Below are 15790 nucleotides of genomic sequence, written 5' to 3'. Positions count from 1 at the left end.
GTCGAGCGTTCTCCGGCGTCCACATCCTGACGGAGTCGCCTCCTGCATTTCAGAGCGTGTTGACCAGCAGCGTCAGTGCATCGATCTGTGGTTACCTTCCGGATGCGCGGCGAAGATGGTCAGCATCAGTTCGGCATCATCGATTTCGCGGTACTCAGGTTCGCGCCCTGACAGTGCCGTGCTGTTGTCGAGGATGATGGGCACGCCTTCGCCGCGTTTTTCCATGAAGTGCGCACGGCCCTCGGTGAGCCACGGTTCGTCGGGTGCGGGGCACCTGGTGAGCAGGCTGCAGATCGTTTCATTGCGTGCTGTTTGGCGGTACCGAAGCGAGTCCACCGTCAACGAGTTGACGAGTGCGCCCGGCGAGAGCAGATCCAGCCGATCCTCGAAGAGACGCAGCCGGATCTTGGCACCATAAATCGCGTAGTCCCGGTGAGCGACAGCGTTGACCAACGCTTCGAAGACGGCTGCTATGTCGAATTGCGGACGGTCGACGCGGCCGACGGACTTGAACGCCGGGTGCCGCATGTTTCTGAGCACGAAGCGGGTGGCTTCGATGATCTGCCGATCCAAGGGTCCGGTGATGTCGGCTGCGTCCTGCTGGTACGTCGTTGTCGCATCCGAAGTGACGATGTTGCCGCGGTACGCAACTGCCTGCACGAACGCATTCGGGAGCCACTGCTCTGGTGCCTCACTACCCAGCAGCACGCCGGCAACCGTCGGCACAACTGAGCCGTCCGCACTCACTGCGGCCATGCCGAGCTTGGTCAGGAATGTTCCGTCTTGGGGGTCCGAGCGCGTGGTGCGGAACCTCGCGCAGAGACTCTCAGAGAGATCGGCGAGGCGCGCGTTGGCCACGATCTGTTCGTCAAATCGAATCAGGCGAGTCTGGCTGCGTTGTTGAAAGAGGCGCGCGAGGAACTCAGGCGACATGACCCGCTTCGAGTCACCGGCCCGGTGCCAATAGCCCCCTGGGCCTCGGTGCACAAAGAGGCTCGGCGGCACCTCCAGCTTCACGATGTCAGCCATGTGTCCGCTGCTCGACGGCAGCGAGAGTCGGTCCAGCACGAATTGCTCGACGGGAGGGGAGATCGAGTCGTGGCAGATCTCCTTCACGAAGTTGACGACGGCATCGAGACGGTCTGCAGGAATGCCGACGATGTCTCGCGACTTGTCCTCGACACCGAGCACCACCACGCCGCCGCGGCTGTTCGCGAATGCCGTGATCTCATCTGCAAGATCATCGCGAGACGGTCCAGCGATCCGGTCACCAGTGAAGCGCACCTCCTTGAGTTCGAGAAGGCTCGTCTCTCCGAGTCGGATGGCCTCGCTCAGCTCATGCCTGCTGTCAAACATTCGACGGCCTGATCTCGAGTCGGCGGTAACGACGCTCGAGCGCCTCCCGACCGCCTTCCATGACCTTGCACACCTCATCTCGAACCTCGGTGCGTTGCAGCGAGCCGGCCTGAACGACGCGGCACTGGCCGTCGACGAAGTCGAGCACGTGGACCATCTCGGCATCGCCGTTGACCACGATGTTGGGATTGTGCGTGACGGCGATGATCTGTCGCCGCATCTTGTTGTCACGGATCTGCTGCACGACGAGGCCGTAGATGAGCTGGTTGTCCAAGTCGTCTTCGGGCTGATCGAGCACTAGCGGCTCATCGCCGTACGCAAGCAGGAAGGCCAGCATCGCAGCAGCGCGTTGGCCTGCTGAACCGTGCTTGATGGGCACGAAATCGTCGCCGTCGCTGCTGCGGCTGTATTCGACGTGGAGACTGTCGGGCGGGAACCAGGTGAGTATCCGGTCCAGGAATCCAGGCTCTTGGCTGAACCTGGCGCTGAAGTAGTTGTTGAAGTGGCCGTGAAATGATCCGCTGCCCGTGCATGCATCCCGTATCCGGCGGCGCAGCGCTTCGAGGCGTCCCTCCACCGCGTCACGACGCACTTCGACATCGTCTGGCAGCTCGCTCAGCAGTCCGTTGATGATCGCGTCGGGGGAGTCCGCATCGCCGCCGATGTCCTGGGCGAATCTCTGGTCCGGGACGTCGATGATCTCTCGAAACGAGCGCTCTGCATTTGCCAGGGCGTCGCCGTAGGGGACAAGCCGAATCCGGACGAACTTGTTCTCGGCGAGCGTGTGCTCGAGGAATGCCGAACGGGCAGCGCTCAGCTCGCGCCGTGCGATCGTGACCTCGCCGAGCTGCTGTTCGGCCTGGGCAGCGAGTTCGTCGCGCTCGGCTCGCTCGGCGACAAGGCGCTCGCGCTCGGCCAGAAGTCCTTGGCGTTCTTGCAACCACCGAGCATGCTGGCCCGGGTCGCCCGCCTCCGAGGCGCCGAGCGCGTCTACCGCAGCGGCGTAATCGCTGCGGATCTGCTCAGCTTGGCGCTGCCATGCACCCTCACGAAGGGTCGCTCGCTGCTGCTCGATGGCTTGGCGCAGGTCGTTCGCTGCTTGCTTGAGACGGTCTGCGGCGCCGCGTTCTGCGTCGTGCAGTCTGTCAATGACCGCCAGGGCTTCTTGGCCTTCGACGGTCGTGCTGTCGAGTGCTCCCTCAGGGACATCCTCGGGCGCGAACTGCTCAGCGGCTGCCAGGAGTCGTTTGTGGAACTCGTCAGCGAGCGAGAATTGGCGATCTAGCTCACGCTGCGCTCGCTCTTGATGCCGCAGTGCCTGTACAGCTTCGGCATGACCGGACTGCGCAAGCGTCTGGACCTTCCTCTCGATGTCCTCGATACGGACCTCGACGTCATCGCTGCGCACGAGCCGCTGATCGAGTTCCCTCACGCGCTCGCAGGTTCGCCAGTAGCGCCTGCAGGCTTCCTCGAAACTCTGCTGCACGGCCGCTGCCTGGGCGCCTTCATCGATCAGGTCGAACAACGAGTTCTGGTTCTCGCCGGCGAGTTCAGAGATCTGTCCTTGGCTGAACAACCGCAGCGGAAACCGCTCGCTGGTGACATGCTGCGCCACGGACCGAGTCCAAGCTCCGCCAACGCGCTGTTCGACCACCGGTTCATCGTCGCCTGAATTCAGGCGCCGGTGGACGCGATGGGGTGTTGCCTCACGCAGTACCTCCCACTCGATGCGAGCGTCGGCGGTGAGGCCGCCTTCGCCCGACCGCGCATCTGGGATGCGATTGAAATGCTCGAACGTCAGGCGGGTGCTGCTGTGCTCGCTCAAGCGCTTCAGTTCGGCCTCGCGCTGGGCTGCGAGGCGCATGCAGTGCAGCACCGTCGACTTGCCCGATCCGCGCCCGCCGATGATGACGTTGAACCACGGGCTGAAGCGCAGATCGGCGCTACTGCCGCGTCCCATGAACTTGGCCTCTGATATGCGGATGCCCAGGATGCGCTCGCGTGGCAAGGCAGGGGGCTTCGGCGATGCGGTGACATCGCTGCGCTGGATCGAGTAGTAGTCGCCGTCGAGCAGGGCCAAACGCAGCCCGTCAATTGAAGGCTGTTCCATCTTCACCCATGTGAAGTGGCGGCCGAGCGGGTCGGGTGCATGAGTCCGAGTGAGACGGCTGGTCTCCGAGCCGAGGACGCTCGGCCAAGCCAGGTGACGCTGCTCGTAGCTGTGCCGGCGTGGCGCTTCGGTGCCCACGGTCTCGATGGCAAACACGTGGCCACAGTCCAGCAGCGGCTCGAGGGTGTTTCCCGGCTGCTCCCACACTCCGCGATTCGAGTCCACGCGCGCTGGAATCGCGATGCCGTCAAGCTCGGCGATGGAAGCCGCGACATCCATCACGGAGGCCTGGGCCGCCTCGCTGACTTCCCCGGGGAGGCCCCGATACCGGACGGCCGCGAGAACGCCGTCGATAGTGCCCTTGCCGGTGCCAGGATCAAAGATGGCGAGAATGTGCGTTCCCCCGCTGGCGACGATCTCCACGCCCGGAAAGAGGCACAGAGGCCGCATTCCGGCGGGCTCCCGACACTCCATCTCGGCGAGCGTGGACTGCAACTCGTCAATCCAGTCACCCGAGTGCAGGTCGGTGACCGCTACGCAGTCGATCTCGGCCTTCATGTGAGCGAGCAGCCACGCCTCAGCGGACATCGACGGCCGACGAGCCATCGACTCGGGGGTGCGGTAGTCCGACGACGCAGGTGTGTGGGCGTGAAAGTCGAACTTCCACCAGCGCGCACCGGGATACTTCCCGGAGTCGGCGTCGTCGGCAGCCATCGTCCTACGGTACCCAGTGGGTTTAGCGTGGTCGCTCCACTGGCAGGGCAAAGTGGGCCAATTCGGGTTCGACGCAGCCGCCGGCGAGCCATATCTGGCGATAATTGCTATCTCAATAGCGCTACAATTGGACCATGGAAGCGGGAATACGCGAACTGCGCAACCATCTCAGCAAGTACTTGGTTGCGGCGCGGGCAGGCCAGGAGATCGTGGTCACCGACCACGGCAAGGTGAGCGGCGATCGGCAGCTCACCGACGCCGCGGCCCGCGAGGGACTGATGACTGCGCGAACCCGGTGAAAGCCTCAGCATTCGGTCGCCGTGCCGCACGCTGGATCTGACGCCGCTGGGCTACCGCCGCATCGTCGAGGGCGAGCCGTTCGTCGAGAGCGCCATCATCTGAGGCACCGACCGAGCCGGCGCGCCCGGTGCCCCGGTGGCGCGCCCCAGCCCACCACTACGCTCGCCGCTCATGCGTTTCGGCATCTTCGACCAGCTCGAACAGCCGGGAGATGTGCCGTGGCATGAGCTCTACCGCCACCGTCTGGACCTGCTGGAACGGGCCGAGCAGGCCGGCGTGTGGGGCTGGCACAAGTCCGAGCACCACCTGATCCCGCTCGATGCTGCGCCCAGCATCAACGTCTTCTTGGCGGCGGCCGTCGAGCGCACCAGCCGCATCCGCATCTGCTCGCTCGTGCACTTGCTGCCCTTTTACCATCCGATCCGGCTGGCCGAAGAGCTGTGCATGCTGGATCAGCTGTCCGAGGGCCGCTTGGAATTCGGGTTCGGCAAGGGCATCAGCGTGCCCGAGCACCTGCTCTGGGGCCTCGACCCCGACGACGCCATCGCGAAGACCGAAGAGTCACTCGAGTTGATCCTGGCCGCCATGCAGACCAGCGGAAATTTCAGCTTTGACGGGCAGTTCTTCAGCTTCACCGACGTGCCGATCGAATTCGAGCCTTACCAGAAGCCCTACCCGCCGCTGTGGCGTCCTGGCCAGCTGGACACTGCCGCCGGGATGGGCGTGCGCACGATGGCAGCGGGACCGCTTGCCGCCGTGGCTGCGAGCACCGCTCGCTACAGCGAACTCCTCGGCGCGGACGGTATCGGCCGCCATCACGAGCCGATGATCGGCGGGCTGCGACGACTGGTCGTGGCACCCACCGACAGTGAGGCCGACGAGATCGGGCGTCGCACCTGGGCCGCATTCACCGAGCACCTGACACGGCTGTTCCGCCGTTATGAGATGACGCCGCCCAACGACCCGACGCTCGGCGGCGACTACGACAAGGCCAAGCACTTCCAAGCAGTGGTCGTCGGTTCGCCGCAAACAGTTCGTGAACACTGCCAACAGTTCGCCGAAGAGGCCGGAACCGATTATTTCGTGGGGGTCTTCGCTTGGGGTGACCTGTCCACCTATGAAGTGGACCGGTCATTTGACCTCTTCGCCGAACACGTGATGGCCCCGTTGGCCTCATCCTGAGCATCGCTGCGCCTACTCTGCGGCCTCAGTACCCCCACAGCTGAGGATGTCGGACCATGGGCCAGTGGAGCCGTGACGAGATCGAAGAGGCGCTTGCCACCTATCAGGCGGCGAGCCGCAAGGCGGGGGAGACAGGTGATTGGCGTGACTGGGCCGACCGCTTCACTCCCGACGCCACCTACGTCGAGCACTTCTTCGGCACGATGGTCGGACGCGAGGCCATCTACGAGTGGATCCAGTCCCAGATGAGCGAGTGGCCGGGATCCGAGATGATCGAGTTCCCGATCGAGTGGTACATCATCGACGAAGAACGCGGCTGGGTCGTGTGCCAGATCTGGAATCGCATGGCCGATCTCGGCGACGGCTCGACGAATCGGGAGTACAACTTCTCGCTCCTCAAGTACGCGGGCGATGGCCTGTGGAGCTACGAGGAAGACATCTACAACCCGAACCGTTTCATCGAGATGGTGGAGGCATACGAGGAACGCAAGGCGGCGCTCGCAGCCGAAACTTCCTGAGCGCACTCGGGTCAGCTGCCCAGAATCTCCGAGGCATATAGTCACAACAGAACTGCAGCAGGGGGGCGGCTCGAATGACTGCTTTGCATCCCAACGGCGTGAATCACCTCGCTCTTTCCACCCGGGACATGAAGGGCCAATTGGAGTTCTGGTGCGATGTGCTGGGGCTGCCGCTGAAGGCCCTGTATTGGATGCACGGCGTGGACGGCACCTACCACGGCTTCGTGGAGCTGGCGCCCGACAGCTACGTGGCGTTCGTGCAGCATCCCGACAACGCCAAGGACATTGAGCTCGGCGTCACCCACGCAGGCGGCCCGGGGGAGCCGGTGACCGCGGGCACGATGCAGCATGTCGCCTTCAATGTGGACACCTTCGAGGACCTGATGGCGCTGCGGGATCGCATCCGTGACCGCGGTGTGCAGGTGTTCGGCCCGATCGATCACGGCTTCATCCAGTCGATCTACTTCGCAGGACCCGAGGGTCTGGCGCTCGAGGTGGCGTGCGGCTCGGCCATTCCCGTGGAGCAGTGGGTTGATCCTGAAGTTCAAGAACTGTGCGGGATCTCTGAGGCCGACCTGGAGCGGCTGAAGTACCCGGCGACGTACGACCGTCCAGCCGAGCCGGTAGCGCAGCCGTCGGGGGACACCGGCATGCCGCGGCTGATGCCCGAAGACCACTACGACATGGTCATGAGCCTTCCCGACCAGGTCGTGTGGGATCGCATGAGCGAGACCACGCCCCCAGTGGCGGCCGACTGAGGGGCTGTGCCGAACGTTGAACGGCAGCCTCAGAGCGCATTCGCTGTCGGCCTCGCATCGGCCTGACGAGAGAGCCGGCGATTCAGATGCGACTGTTCTCGCACCGCAATCGACCGGCCGCTGCTGGACCGCTGCCAACCGAACTGCTGCCGCGGCGTGTGCCCGGGAGCGTCGACAGAGCAGCGGCGCTGCCGCAGCGGCCAGAGCCGCGCCCGGCACCGGGGGCGTGGAGCGTCTCGCACACCTTCGGCGACATCGTCGACGTCTTTTCGGCCTGCCGGACGGGTGCATGAAGACGTGTCCCTACAACATCCCGCGAGCGCATCGGACAATAGGGAGGCCGGCAATGGATCGCGAACCGTGAGCGACGCCAGCATGATGGAGAGCGTCGATTGCTGCATGATGGTGCTAGCAAATAGTGATAGAACAGAGTGATGGCAACGACGAGGACGACGTTCACGCTGGACAGAGAACTGGCGGCGCAGGCGCACCGGTTGAGCGTGAACATCTCCGCTGCGGCGCGAGAAGGCGTGGCCGAGGCTGTGCGGCGCGCGATGGGCGAAGCTGACCGGGCTGCGTACTTGCGAGTCCCTGAGACACCCGACGACTTCTGGGACGATGCGGAAGCCTGGGGTAACGAGTGAATCGCGGCGAGATTTGGTGGGCTCAGGCGGGCGGCAAGCGACGTCCAGTGCTGGTCCTGACTCGACCCGAAGTCATTGATGTCCGCGAACTGGTGACGGTTGCTGAGGTCACTACCGCGTTTCGCGGGTTGCACTCTGAGGTTCTGATCGACAATTCCGAAGTCGGTTTGCCGCGCGAGTCGGCGGTCAATTGCGACGGCCTCCACACCCTGCGACGCTCGACGCTCGATGGATGCGTCGGCGAGTTGGACCCAGGGACGATGAACGCTGTCTGTCGAACCGTTTCCTACGCGCTGAGCTGCTAGCAGGCAGGCGGCGGTGCAGTGCGGAGATCTCCGGGGCGGACACCTGATGCCTGCACCATCTCCAGAGCAGAAGCTATCGATCCGGCTTGTCGCGAATGATCGAGCACGCCAGATCGACGTGCATGCCGCTGAGACGCTGCTGGGAGCGCTGCGGGACCGGTTGGGACTCACGGGCACCAAGGAGGCATGCGGCGAAGGCGAGTGCGGCGCCTGCACCGTGCTGGTGGACGGAGGGCCGATCTGTCCCGGACCGGAATGCTGTGGGCGGCGCTTGCCCGCTCGCCGGAAGCCGCAGGCCAGATCCGAGCGATCGACCCGGTTCCCGCTCTCAGAATCGACGGGGTGCTGGAGGTGGTGACTGCTGCTGACGTGCCGGACTTGTCGAGGCCCTCGTGCAACTGGGCTTGGACTGCCCGCTGCACGTCAGCCAGAACGACGGCACGCTCATGAGCGCCGACTTCGCCCGCCGCTACCCGGTGGCCACATTCGCCTCGGGGCCCGCCAACTCGATGCGCGGCGCAGCCTTCAGCCACCAGCAGGTCGTCGTCGGCGATCTCATCGGGTTCGATCACCTGCTCCCGGCCGCCAGACCGCATCACCTGCAACATCCGCAGCCGACCGAGGTAGGGATTGCCGCCGCCGCCCGTTCCCAGCACTGCCGCTCCCAGAGCGATCGGCGCCAGATCAGGCTCAGTGATCTCCCACACGGCACCCCTCCAGCAGCCACAGCACGGCAACCGCCGACGCTACCCCGGCCACCCGGCTCGGAGTGCGGTTGACGGAGCTGCCCGACGGGTTGTCTGGTCAGATGTCGAGCGCGCCCTCAAGGAAGCGTCGGCAGCCACCGAGCACACCGCTCAGCAACAGCTCGAACTGGCCGTCAGGCCATTCCACTTCGGGCCGCTGTGCCTTCCAGCCGATGAGCGCCATGCCGCGGATCAGCTCGAACATCGGTACCAAGCCGAGGTCGTCATCGCTGATGGGGCACACGGATCGATAGCCGCGCAGGAAAGCGGTTGCGGCCTCGTCGAAGTCAGGCGCCGCTCGTGAGTGGTACATGGCCACCGCGATGTCGTACTGGTGCCAGCCGAACCCGGCGTCGTCGAAATCGATGACGGCGAGCTGCCCGTCCGAAACCAGAAGATTCGCCAGGTGCAGGTCGGCATGGATCATGCTGAACGTGCGCTCCGGCTCGCCGTATTGGGCCAGCTTCGCCCGGCAGGCGTCTCGGGTTTGCAGCAGCAGGCTGCGCTCGTTGGCAGTCAGCTTGGGATGTTCCCAGAAGCGACCCCAGAACGGCGTCTCTCCGAGCAAGCCCTCCAGATCGAAGCGGTGCCGACAGAACGACTGCGGTGGAGTCCATGACGTTGCCTGATTGTGCATTGCTGCCATCAGCGCACCGAACGCCCCGAACTGATCGGCGACGTGTGGAAACGGGTTCTGAGTGCCGCCGGGCTGTGTCAGCAGTTCGCCCACAATCTCGCCTTCAGCCCACAGGTTGAGGCCGGCCTGGCGGATCTCGCTGAAGCCGATCTCCACGGGCACAAAGTGGCGGCCGTCTGGGGTACTGACCGGCGTCGGCACAGCGATTCCGTAATCGCGTAGCGCTGCCAGCCAGACGCGTTCGGAGTCGAGCTCCTCCGCGGTGTGATAGCCGGGCCGATGCAGCCGTAGCACGTAGGCCTGCCGGGAACCGGATTCGACAGCTCGGAATGTGATGTTCTCGCTCACCCCGACCAGTTCAAGGTGTGACGTTTCCACGCCGAAGGCATCGAGTGCTTGGTGCGCCGCGCTCAGCCAACGCTTATCCATCGATGTCGGCGAGCACCGCGTCGAATGCGGAGAGGAATTCCTCGGCGTGGGACTGCTGCAGCACCAGCGGGGGCCGAACCTTCAGCACGTTGGCGTACGCCCCGGCGTTCGCAGCCAGAATGCCCCGGCCCTTCAACCGTTCGGTGAACTCGGCAGCTCTTGGCTGATCGGGGGCCATCTCGCTGCCGGGGTCCACCATCTCGATGCCGAGAAAGAGACCGTGGCCCCGCACATCGGCCATCCACGGGCAGTGCTCGGCCCGCTCGACCAGCGCCGCCTTCAAGCCGTGCCCGAGCTCAGAGACGCTGGCGGCCAGCCCTCGCCCTTCGATCTCGTCGATGACAGCGTGACCCACGGCAGCCTGCAGCGGGCTCGCCGCGTAGGTATTGAAGTACCGGGTTGCGCCACGGAAGCGTCCCACCAGGTCCCGGCTGGCGACCGTGGCCGCCAACGGCAGACCGTTGCCCATCGGCTTGCCCATCACGGCGATGTCGGGCTCGAAGCCGGTGACCTCGTAGCCCCACCAGCGACCGGTCCGGCAATAGCCGGCCTGCACCTCGTCGGCGATCACCAGACCTCCGGCATTGCGCACGAATTCTGCTGCCTGCGCCATGAAACTGCCGGGAATGTCCGGCAGCCCCTCGTTGGCTTGGATCGAGCAGACGATGAGCGCAGCCACACCAGCACCCGACGACTCCAAGCGCTGGACCGCTGCCGCAAGCTCGTCCAGATAGGCGTCCGCCAGCGCTTGATCATCCAGCCCTGCCCGGATCGGACGGAACCGTTGCGGAAACGGGAACGTGGCCACATCGGGGTAGTCGTCGGGTCGGGTCGCGGCATGGCGCAGCGCGATCACCGCCTGGCTGTTGCCGTGGTAGGTGGCGTTCGTGGCGATGACGCCGCGGCGGCCTGTCGCAATGCGAGCCATGTTCATCGCGACTTCTACGGCTTCGGTGCCGGTGCAGCTGATGACGGCGCTCTCGATGCCGTCATGGTGCAAGGCCACGAGGCGCTCGGCGAAGCTGACGATGCCTTCGTCGAGGTAGCGGCTGTGCACGTTCAGAGTGGCCTGCTGGGCGGCCATGGCCTCGGCCACGCGGGCGTTGCCATGACCCACGCAGGGCACGTTGTTGTACATGTCGAGGTAGCGGCGGCCGTCCGCGTCGAACAGCTCCACGCCATCGCCCCGCACGAGGTGCAGCGGCTCGGCGTAGAAGAGCTGCGCGCCGGCGCCCAGCGCCTGATCGCGCCGTTGCTGAAGCGTCTGGTTCACTCGGCTGGGAGCAGGAGCCCCGAGTTGGAGTGCTTCGAACTGGGCTTGCGTCCGAGCACCATCTCAGGCGTGAGCAGGTCCACCGGACCCGGCATGTCGTGGGGGTCCGAGTAGTAGCCCAAGGCGTAGTTGCCCATCGAGTACCCCATGAGGTTCGCCAGCTCGGGATCGAGGTCCTTGGCGACCTCGGGCGGGCACGACAGGAACTGGTTCTCCTCGGTGCGCAGCCAGCCCAGCGTGTAGGTGATGTTGATGCCGGTGCGGTCGGCGTCGGTGCAGTTCTCGCCGCCTCCGTGGATCACCGACCCCGAGTACAGCAGCACCGAGCCGGCGCCCATGGCGGCTTGGGTCTTCTCATCGTCAGTGGCCCGGCGGTCTTCGTCCCAGGTGGGGCTGCCCGGAACGATCCGCGTTCCGCCGTTCTCGGGCGTGAAGTCGGTCATGGCCCACATCGTGTTGAACTGCGGATCGATCTCGTCGGGGATGTAGCCGCCCCATGCCAAGCGGTCGCGGTGCAGCGGTTGGGTTCCCTGGCCCGGCTTGATGTTGATGACCTGCGTCAGGTGCAACTGGATCTTGTTGGTGTAGGGACTGAGAAACCGGTTGGCCATGTCGATGACCTTGGGGTGCATCACCAGCTCCCGGCATGCCGCCGAACGCGCCACGAGCGCTCCGGTGCGTGTCGTGTTCTGACCGCTGAAGTTGTCGAGGCCGCCCGGCGTGCGGTCGATCCAGGGTCGCAGCTCGTCCTCGAGCCGTGTCAGCAGGTCCACATCGATGGCGTCATCGATGATGGCGCCGCCGTCGATCCGCACGACCTCGACGATCTCTTCATCCGGGGTGTCCAAGGTGAAACGCGCGAGTTCAGCCATGCCCCCAACAGTATGCGTCGCCGGGAGTTCCTGCCGTTTCCGAGAGCGCTGGGCAGACAACAGTCTCATGTACCGCTGCGGCGGTGAATCCGCACAGCCGAACCAGTACTCGAAGCGGGGTTCGCAGGGCGGGTCGGTTTGGGCCGCCACGCCCTTGGGGCTGCGCGCCGCCCGTGCGTGCTGCGCCGTTCGCCGATGCAGGCACGGCGGGCGGGCAATGCCCTCGCCCCGAGCAGGTGGGAGACAGCCACCAGACCGTGGTGGAAAAAGCGGTCGTTCGCCTCGCTCCACACACCGTAGGCATCGAGTTCGGCGCGCATCTGGGCCACCTCGGCTTCGACTCTCTTCTCATATTCGTCAGCGCGCTGTTCGAGGCGCCGGAGCTCGGCCTTGGTCTTCCTCACAAACCGGCGGTAGCGCCGTTGGATTCGGAGATGGCCCACGACGCTGATCGCTATGGCCAATGCCGACCACGCGTAGAACAGCGGCCTTGGAATGCCTGCTGCCAGCAGGGACGCCAGGTCCGCGGTCATCCCGCAGCTCCGGCCGTGTGCCCGACGAGAGGTTTGTGTCTGCTTGATCTCATGCCACCACATCAACAGATTGTTTCGATGAGATCAACTGAATTTACTGAAATATATGTTTAGTCACCATTAAGGGTCAGGCGGAACCATACGAACGCAGCTCGACCTCGTTGCCGTCCGGGTCGCGGACGTAGACAGCCGAACCCCAGCCTCGTGCGCCGTGCACCCGTGGCGAGCGCCGGACGACCGGAACGTCGGGATGCGAGGCGATCTGTTCGACGTCTCCGGTGACCCACAGGGCGAAGTGCCCGAGATTTTCGCCGCTACGTTCTGTTTCCACCAAGTCGATGATCGTGCCGTCATCGATGCGCGCCGAGACGAACGGTGCCTCGCCCGACTTCCACTCGGTGTAGCGGACCGGCGTCAGGCCCAGCCGGTCCCGGTACCACGCCAGCGACCGTTCGGCGTCGGCCACGTTGAGCACGATGTGGTCGAGTCCCTGTACAGCGGGCACAGCATCAGTATCGGCGATACCCACGGGCCTACGCTGCGCGTACTACCAGCTGCTCTATGCCATGCGCTCGGCGGCGTTCTGGATGAGTGCCGCGGGGCTGTACGCCGACGGTTCGAACAGCGACCTGCGACTGGCTCGCACGCACTGGTCGGTCACGGTGGCACTCGAACGCGCCGCCACCGAATTGGGCTACTAGGCCCTCAGCCGTCGCGGGTTCAGACGGCGAAGGCGTCGATCATGGCGTGCACATCGCCCAGCGGGTACAGGATCGGGCAGGTGGCGCCGTTGGCCAGATAGCCGTCGACCGCCTCGCGGGCCTCCGCGGGCGTGCCCGATGCGGTGAGCATCTGCACGATGTCGTCGGGCACCAGCCGTGACGCGGCCTCGACCTGCTCAGCCGTCGCCGGCCACGTCAGAACATTGCCCACGTCTTCGAGCAGCGAGTCAGGCACGCCGGAGGCCTTCATGATGTGCGGCTGCTGGCCCAAGTACTGGGTGACCATGTTGCGGGCCATGTCCAGCGCCGTCGCACGGTCCTCGTGCACCGAGCACACCACGAGCTGGGGCCGGTCCAGGTCGTCCACGCTGCGTCCTGCCTTCGCAGCCCCCCGCTCCAGCGCCTCCATGGCACGGCTGTTGTAGTCGGGCGACACGAGGTAGTTCAGCACGACGCCGTCGGCGATCTCGCCGGTCAGCTCCATCATCTTCATGCCGGTGGCGCCGATGTAGATCGGCACGTCCTTCGGCCGTCGCTCCTGGTACACGTAGTCCAGCTCGACATCGTCGAGGTGCACATGCTCACCGTGGAACGTGACGTTCTCGTTGGCGAGCAACGCCCGCACGACGGCGGTGACCTCGCGCATCGCTCCGAGCGGCCGGGCGCGGCTGATGCCGACCTTCGCCGCCAGCGGATCCCACCACGCCCCCAGGCCGCAGATGATGCGGCCCGGAGCGAGATCGTCAAGCGTCGAGAACATCGACGCCAAACGGGCCGCGTTGCGCGACCAGATGTCGATGACGCCGGCACCCACCTTGATGCGAGACGTCGTGGCCGCGAAGGCGGCCATGGGCACGCTGGCCTCGCGCACCAGCCGTGAATCGGCTTGCCAGACGGCCTCGAAACCGTGTTCCTCGGCGTACTGCGTGAAGCCCACCGCCTCGGTGATGGTGTGGGCATCCTGCAGGTAGAGCGCATTCCGTGTCGATGTCATCGATCTGCCGCCATGGATTGCAGGCCTCCCATCTGTCCCGGATACCCGTGCCGCGGGCATCCGGAGCCCTTCGCGGAACATAGCCTCGGCTGGGTATGGCCGACCACACTGTGTCACCTGAGTCAACTGGGTCGAATGGGGCCGCAGTTGCGTTTCCCGCCAGCTACGCGGCCCAGCTCGCCACCGACGTCACCGACTCTGATGGGCGCGCTCACGTTGTCGAGCGGTTCCGGGAGCAGGGCATCCGGCTGCCGACCTTCGCCGAGCTGGCCGACCCCTCGCTGATCGATCCCGACATCGACAGCGCCCTCGCCGACGTCGACCCTGACTTCGCCGATCCCCTGAACCTGTTCCGGGTGCATTGGTTCAACGACCGCGCCGGAGGTCGGACCGAGGTTCCCGAGCATGTCGTGCTGCCGAGCGAGCTGACCGGCACCGACGCACAGGTGGTGGTGCTGTTCGGCAACCGCTTCCCGATGATCGGCGCGCACAAGGTGCTCGCCGCGTACTCCTGCCTCGCGCCCCGGGTGGTCTCCGGGCAATTCGACCCGACCCGGCACCGGGCCGTGTGGCCGTCCACCGGCAACTACGCCCGCGGCGGCGTGGCCATCAGCCGCATCATGGCGTGCCGCGGCGTGGCCGTGCTGCCCGAGAACATGAGCCGCGAGCGATTCGAATGGCTGGCCCGCTGGGTGGCCGACCCCGCCGACGTCATCCGCACTCCCGGCTCGGAGAGCAATGTCAAGGAGATCTACGACGCCTGCGCCGAGCTGTCCCAGGATCCGGAGAACTTCATCCTGAACCAGTTCAGCGAGCTCTCGAACCACGTCGGGCACTACGAGGTCACCGGCGCGGCGCTCCTGGAGGTATTCGAGCACTTGTGCCGAGGCGCGCCCTCAGGTTCCGAGCTGAACTTGGCCGCGTTTGTGGCCGCCAGCGGCTCCGCGGGCACGCTCGGTGCCGGCGACCGGCTCAAGGACGTCCATGGCTCCCAGATCGTGGCGGTTGAGGCGCTCGAGTGCCCGACCATGCTCTACAACGGCTACGGCGAGCACAACATTCAGGGCATCGGCGACAAGCACATCCCGCTCATCCACAACGTCATGAATACCGATGTGATCGTCGGCGTCAGCGACCGGGCAACCGACGGACTCGGGCTGGTGTTCAACACCGAAGCGGGACGGGATGCCTTGCGCGAGCACTTGGGCGCGGCATCGTGGGTGCTCGACGAACTCGGGCATTTCGGCTACTCGTCGATCTGCAACACGTTGGCGGCCGCCCGGGCCGCCAACGAACTGGGCCTCGGCGCTGACGACGTGGTGATGACCGTCGCCACCGACGGGTTCGAGATGTACTACTCGGAGCGGGAGCGGCACCTTGCGGAGCGCTATTCGGACAGCTTCGATGCCGGCACCGCCAGGGGCATCATCGAAGCCCATCTCGCTCCCGATGGCCGCAGTGCCGATGCGCCTCATACTGAGGTGCTGTCGGATCGGGGCCGGGACCGGATCTTCAACCTCGGCTACTACACCTGGGTCGAGCAGCAGGGGGTCCCGCTGGATGACTTCGAGGCGCGCCGCGACCAGGCCTTCTGGGACTCGCTCAGAGGCCTGCCCCGGTTGTGGGACGAGATGATCAACGAGCTCAACGACGAGGTGGCCGCCACCTTCGTGTAGGCAGGAGCGAATTGCGGGCTC

17 protein-coding genes and 3 pseudogenes are annotated in these 15790 nt (G+C 65.4%); 11 read left to right on the top strand and 9 right to left on the bottom strand.

The window, feature by feature from the left end; translation table 11 throughout:
- Positions 1–72: 72 nt before the first annotated feature.
- Together ACOGXQ_RS03495 and ACOGXQ_RS03490 are read right to left on the bottom strand one after the other, a co-directional pair.
- The gene (locus ACOGXQ_RS03495; protein WP_419946068.1) at positions 73–1356 is read right to left on the bottom strand and encodes an ATP-binding protein; all 1284 of its coding nucleotides are present in this window, start codon (positions 1354–1356) and stop codon (positions 73–75) included.
- Complete coding sequence (locus tag ACOGXQ_RS03490) at positions 1349–4180, bottom strand: TrlF family AAA-like ATPase (RefSeq protein WP_419946067.1); 2832 nt, start codon at positions 4178–4180, stop codon at positions 1349–1351. Before ACOGXQ_RS03490 ends, ACOGXQ_RS03495 begins: the two co-directional genes overlap by 8 nt.
- A gap of 134 nt (positions 4181–4314) precedes the next feature.
- Here ACOGXQ_RS03490 and ACOGXQ_RS03485 point away from each other — a divergent pair, with 134 nt between their 5' ends.
- The 9 genes and pseudogenes from ACOGXQ_RS03485 to ACOGXQ_RS03445 form a co-directional block, all read left to right on the top strand.
- Positions 4315–4479, top strand: a complete 165-nt coding sequence (locus tag ACOGXQ_RS03485; protein ID WP_419946066.1) for a type II toxin-antitoxin system Phd/YefM family antitoxin — start codon at positions 4315–4317, stop codon at positions 4477–4479.
- 172 nt (positions 4480–4651) lie between these two features.
- Positions 4652–5662 (top strand): LLM class flavin-dependent oxidoreductase, encoded by a 1011-nt coding sequence (locus ACOGXQ_RS03480; protein WP_419946065.1) that lies wholly within the window; start codon positions 4652–4654, stop codon positions 5660–5662.
- A 56-nt stretch (positions 5663–5718) separates the two neighbouring features.
- A complete protein-coding gene (locus ACOGXQ_RS03475; protein ID WP_419946064.1) occupies positions 5719–6180 on the top strand; it encodes a nuclear transport factor 2 family protein in 462 nt (153 codons plus the stop codon).
- A 74-nt stretch (positions 6181–6254) separates the two neighbouring features.
- Entirely contained in the window at positions 6255–6938 is a 684-nt protein-coding gene (locus ACOGXQ_RS03470) for a VOC family protein (RefSeq protein ID WP_419946063.1), read from the top strand.
- A 434-nt stretch (positions 6939–7372) separates the two neighbouring features.
- The gene (locus ACOGXQ_RS03465; protein ID WP_419946062.1) at positions 7373–7582 is read left to right on the top strand and encodes a type II toxin-antitoxin system CcdA family antitoxin; all 210 of its coding nucleotides are present in this window, start codon (positions 7373–7375) and stop codon (positions 7580–7582) included.
- Entirely contained in the window at positions 7579–7887 is a 309-nt protein-coding gene (locus tag ACOGXQ_RS03460; RefSeq protein WP_419946061.1) for a type II toxin-antitoxin system PemK/MazF family toxin, read from the top strand. Before ACOGXQ_RS03465 ends, ACOGXQ_RS03460 begins: the two co-directional genes overlap by 4 nt.
- A gap of 46 nt (positions 7888–7933) precedes the next feature.
- Positions 7934–8068: pseudogene (locus tag ACOGXQ_RS03455) on the top strand ((2Fe-2S)-binding protein); the annotation flags it as partial.
- A 5-nt stretch (positions 8069–8073) separates the two neighbouring features.
- Positions 8074–8337, top strand: a complete 264-nt coding sequence (locus ACOGXQ_RS03450) for a hypothetical protein (RefSeq protein ID WP_419946060.1) — start codon at positions 8074–8076, stop codon at positions 8335–8337.
- A pseudogene (locus ACOGXQ_RS03445) lies at positions 8301–8411 on the top strand (hypothetical protein); the annotation flags it as partial. The gene ACOGXQ_RS03450 and the pseudogene ACOGXQ_RS03445, both read left to right, overlap by 37 nt.
- 54 nt (positions 8412–8465) lie before the next feature.
- Here ACOGXQ_RS03445 and ACOGXQ_RS03440 read toward each other — a convergent pair.
- From ACOGXQ_RS03440 to ACOGXQ_RS03415, 6 genes and pseudogenes are all read right to left on the bottom strand, one after another.
- Positions 8466–8543 (bottom strand): annotated as a pseudogene (locus ACOGXQ_RS03440) (hypothetical protein); the annotation flags it as partial.
- Between the two features lie 148 nt (positions 8544–8691).
- A complete protein-coding gene (locus tag ACOGXQ_RS03435; RefSeq protein WP_419946059.1) occupies positions 8692–9699 on the bottom strand; it encodes a phosphotransferase enzyme family protein in 1008 nt (335 codons plus the stop codon).
- Positions 9692–10972, bottom strand: a complete 1281-nt coding sequence (locus ACOGXQ_RS03430; RefSeq protein ID WP_419946058.1) for an aspartate aminotransferase family protein — start codon at positions 10970–10972, stop codon at positions 9692–9694. The genes ACOGXQ_RS03435 and ACOGXQ_RS03430 overlap by 8 nt, the downstream gene beginning before the upstream one ends.
- Positions 10969–11844, bottom strand: a complete 876-nt coding sequence (locus tag ACOGXQ_RS03425) for a phytanoyl-CoA dioxygenase family protein (protein ID WP_419946057.1) — start codon at positions 11842–11844, stop codon at positions 10969–10971. Before ACOGXQ_RS03425 ends, ACOGXQ_RS03430 begins: the two co-directional genes overlap by 4 nt.
- A 65-nt stretch (positions 11845–11909) precedes the next feature.
- Positions 11910–12377: a hypothetical protein gene (locus tag ACOGXQ_RS03420; RefSeq protein WP_419946056.1), complete on the bottom strand. Its 468-nt coding sequence runs from the start codon at positions 12375–12377 to the stop codon at positions 11910–11912.
- Positions 12378–12504: 127 nt separating this feature from the next.
- Complete coding sequence (locus ACOGXQ_RS03415; RefSeq protein WP_419946055.1) at positions 12505–12882, bottom strand: VOC family protein; 378 nt, start codon at positions 12880–12882, stop codon at positions 12505–12507.
- Between the two features lie 61 nt (positions 12883–12943).
- Here ACOGXQ_RS03415 and ACOGXQ_RS03410 point away from each other — a divergent pair, with 61 nt between their 5' ends.
- Positions 12944–13078: a hypothetical protein gene (locus tag ACOGXQ_RS03410; protein WP_419946054.1), complete on the top strand. Its 135-nt coding sequence runs from the start codon at positions 12944–12946 to the stop codon at positions 13076–13078.
- A gap of 19 nt (positions 13079–13097) precedes the next feature.
- Here ACOGXQ_RS03410 and ACOGXQ_RS03405 read toward each other — a convergent pair whose 3' ends face one another.
- The gene (locus tag ACOGXQ_RS03405; RefSeq protein WP_419946053.1) at positions 13098–14093 is read right to left on the bottom strand and encodes an LLM class flavin-dependent oxidoreductase; all 996 of its coding nucleotides are present in this window, start codon (positions 14091–14093) and stop codon (positions 13098–13100) included.
- A 95-nt stretch (positions 14094–14188) separates the two neighbouring features.
- Here ACOGXQ_RS03405 and ACOGXQ_RS03400 point away from each other — a divergent pair, with 95 nt between their 5' ends.
- The gene (locus tag ACOGXQ_RS03400) at positions 14189–15769 is read left to right on the top strand and encodes a pyridoxal-phosphate dependent enzyme (RefSeq protein ID WP_419946052.1); all 1581 of its coding nucleotides are present in this window, start codon (positions 14189–14191) and stop codon (positions 15767–15769) included.
- Positions 15770–15790 lie beyond the last annotated feature (21 nt).

It is taken from the genome of Candidatus Poriferisodalis sp. (assembly GCF_965208485.1).
Lineage (GTDB): Bacteria > Actinomycetota > Acidimicrobiia > Acidimicrobiales > Poriferisodalaceae > Poriferisodalis.
Note: the sequence above shows the minus strand (reverse complement) of the source record. Positions and strands in the feature narration are given on the sequence as shown.

Coding starts and splice junctions, on each gene's coding strand:
- ACOGXQ_RS03450 (WP_419946060.1), top strand. CDS start 8,074: ATGCGGCGAAGGCGAGTGCGGCGCCTGCACCGTGCTGGTGGACGGAGG.
- ACOGXQ_RS03480 (WP_419946065.1), top strand. CDS start 4,652: ATGCGTTTCGGCATCTTCGACCAGCTCGAACAGCCGGGAGATGTGCCG.
- ACOGXQ_RS03490 (WP_419946067.1), bottom strand. CDS start 4,180: ATGGCTGCCGACGACGCCGACTCCGGGAAGTATCCCGGTGCGCGCTGG.
- ACOGXQ_RS03435 (WP_419946059.1), bottom strand. CDS start 9,699: ATGGATAAGCGTTGGCTGAGCGCGGCGCACCAAGCACTCGATGCCTTC.
- ACOGXQ_RS03405 (WP_419946053.1), bottom strand. CDS start 14,093: ATGACATCGACACGGAATGCGCTCTACCTGCAGGATGCCCACACCATC.
- ACOGXQ_RS03410 (WP_419946054.1), top strand. CDS start 12,944: ATGCGCTCGGCGGCGTTCTGGATGAGTGCCGCGGGGCTGTACGCCGAC.
- ACOGXQ_RS03465 (WP_419946062.1), top strand. CDS start 7,373: ATGGCAACGACGAGGACGACGTTCACGCTGGACAGAGAACTGGCGGCG.
- ACOGXQ_RS03420 (WP_419946056.1), bottom strand. CDS start 12,377: ATGACCGCGGACCTGGCGTCCCTGCTGGCAGCAGGCATTCCAAGGCCG.
- ACOGXQ_RS03400 (WP_419946052.1), top strand. CDS start 14,189: ATGGCCGACCACACTGTGTCACCTGAGTCAACTGGGTCGAATGGGGCC.
- ACOGXQ_RS03470 (WP_419946063.1), top strand. CDS start 6,255: ATGACTGCTTTGCATCCCAACGGCGTGAATCACCTCGCTCTTTCCACC.
- ACOGXQ_RS03425 (WP_419946057.1), bottom strand. CDS start 11,844: ATGGCTGAACTCGCGCGTTTCACCTTGGACACCCCGGATGAAGAGATC.
- ACOGXQ_RS03485 (WP_419946066.1), top strand. CDS start 4,315: ATGGAAGCGGGAATACGCGAACTGCGCAACCATCTCAGCAAGTACTTG.
- ACOGXQ_RS03475 (WP_419946064.1), top strand. CDS start 5,719: ATGGGCCAGTGGAGCCGTGACGAGATCGAAGAGGCGCTTGCCACCTAT.
- ACOGXQ_RS03495 (WP_419946068.1), bottom strand. CDS start 1,356: ATGTTTGACAGCAGGCATGAGCTGAGCGAGGCCATCCGACTCGGAGAG.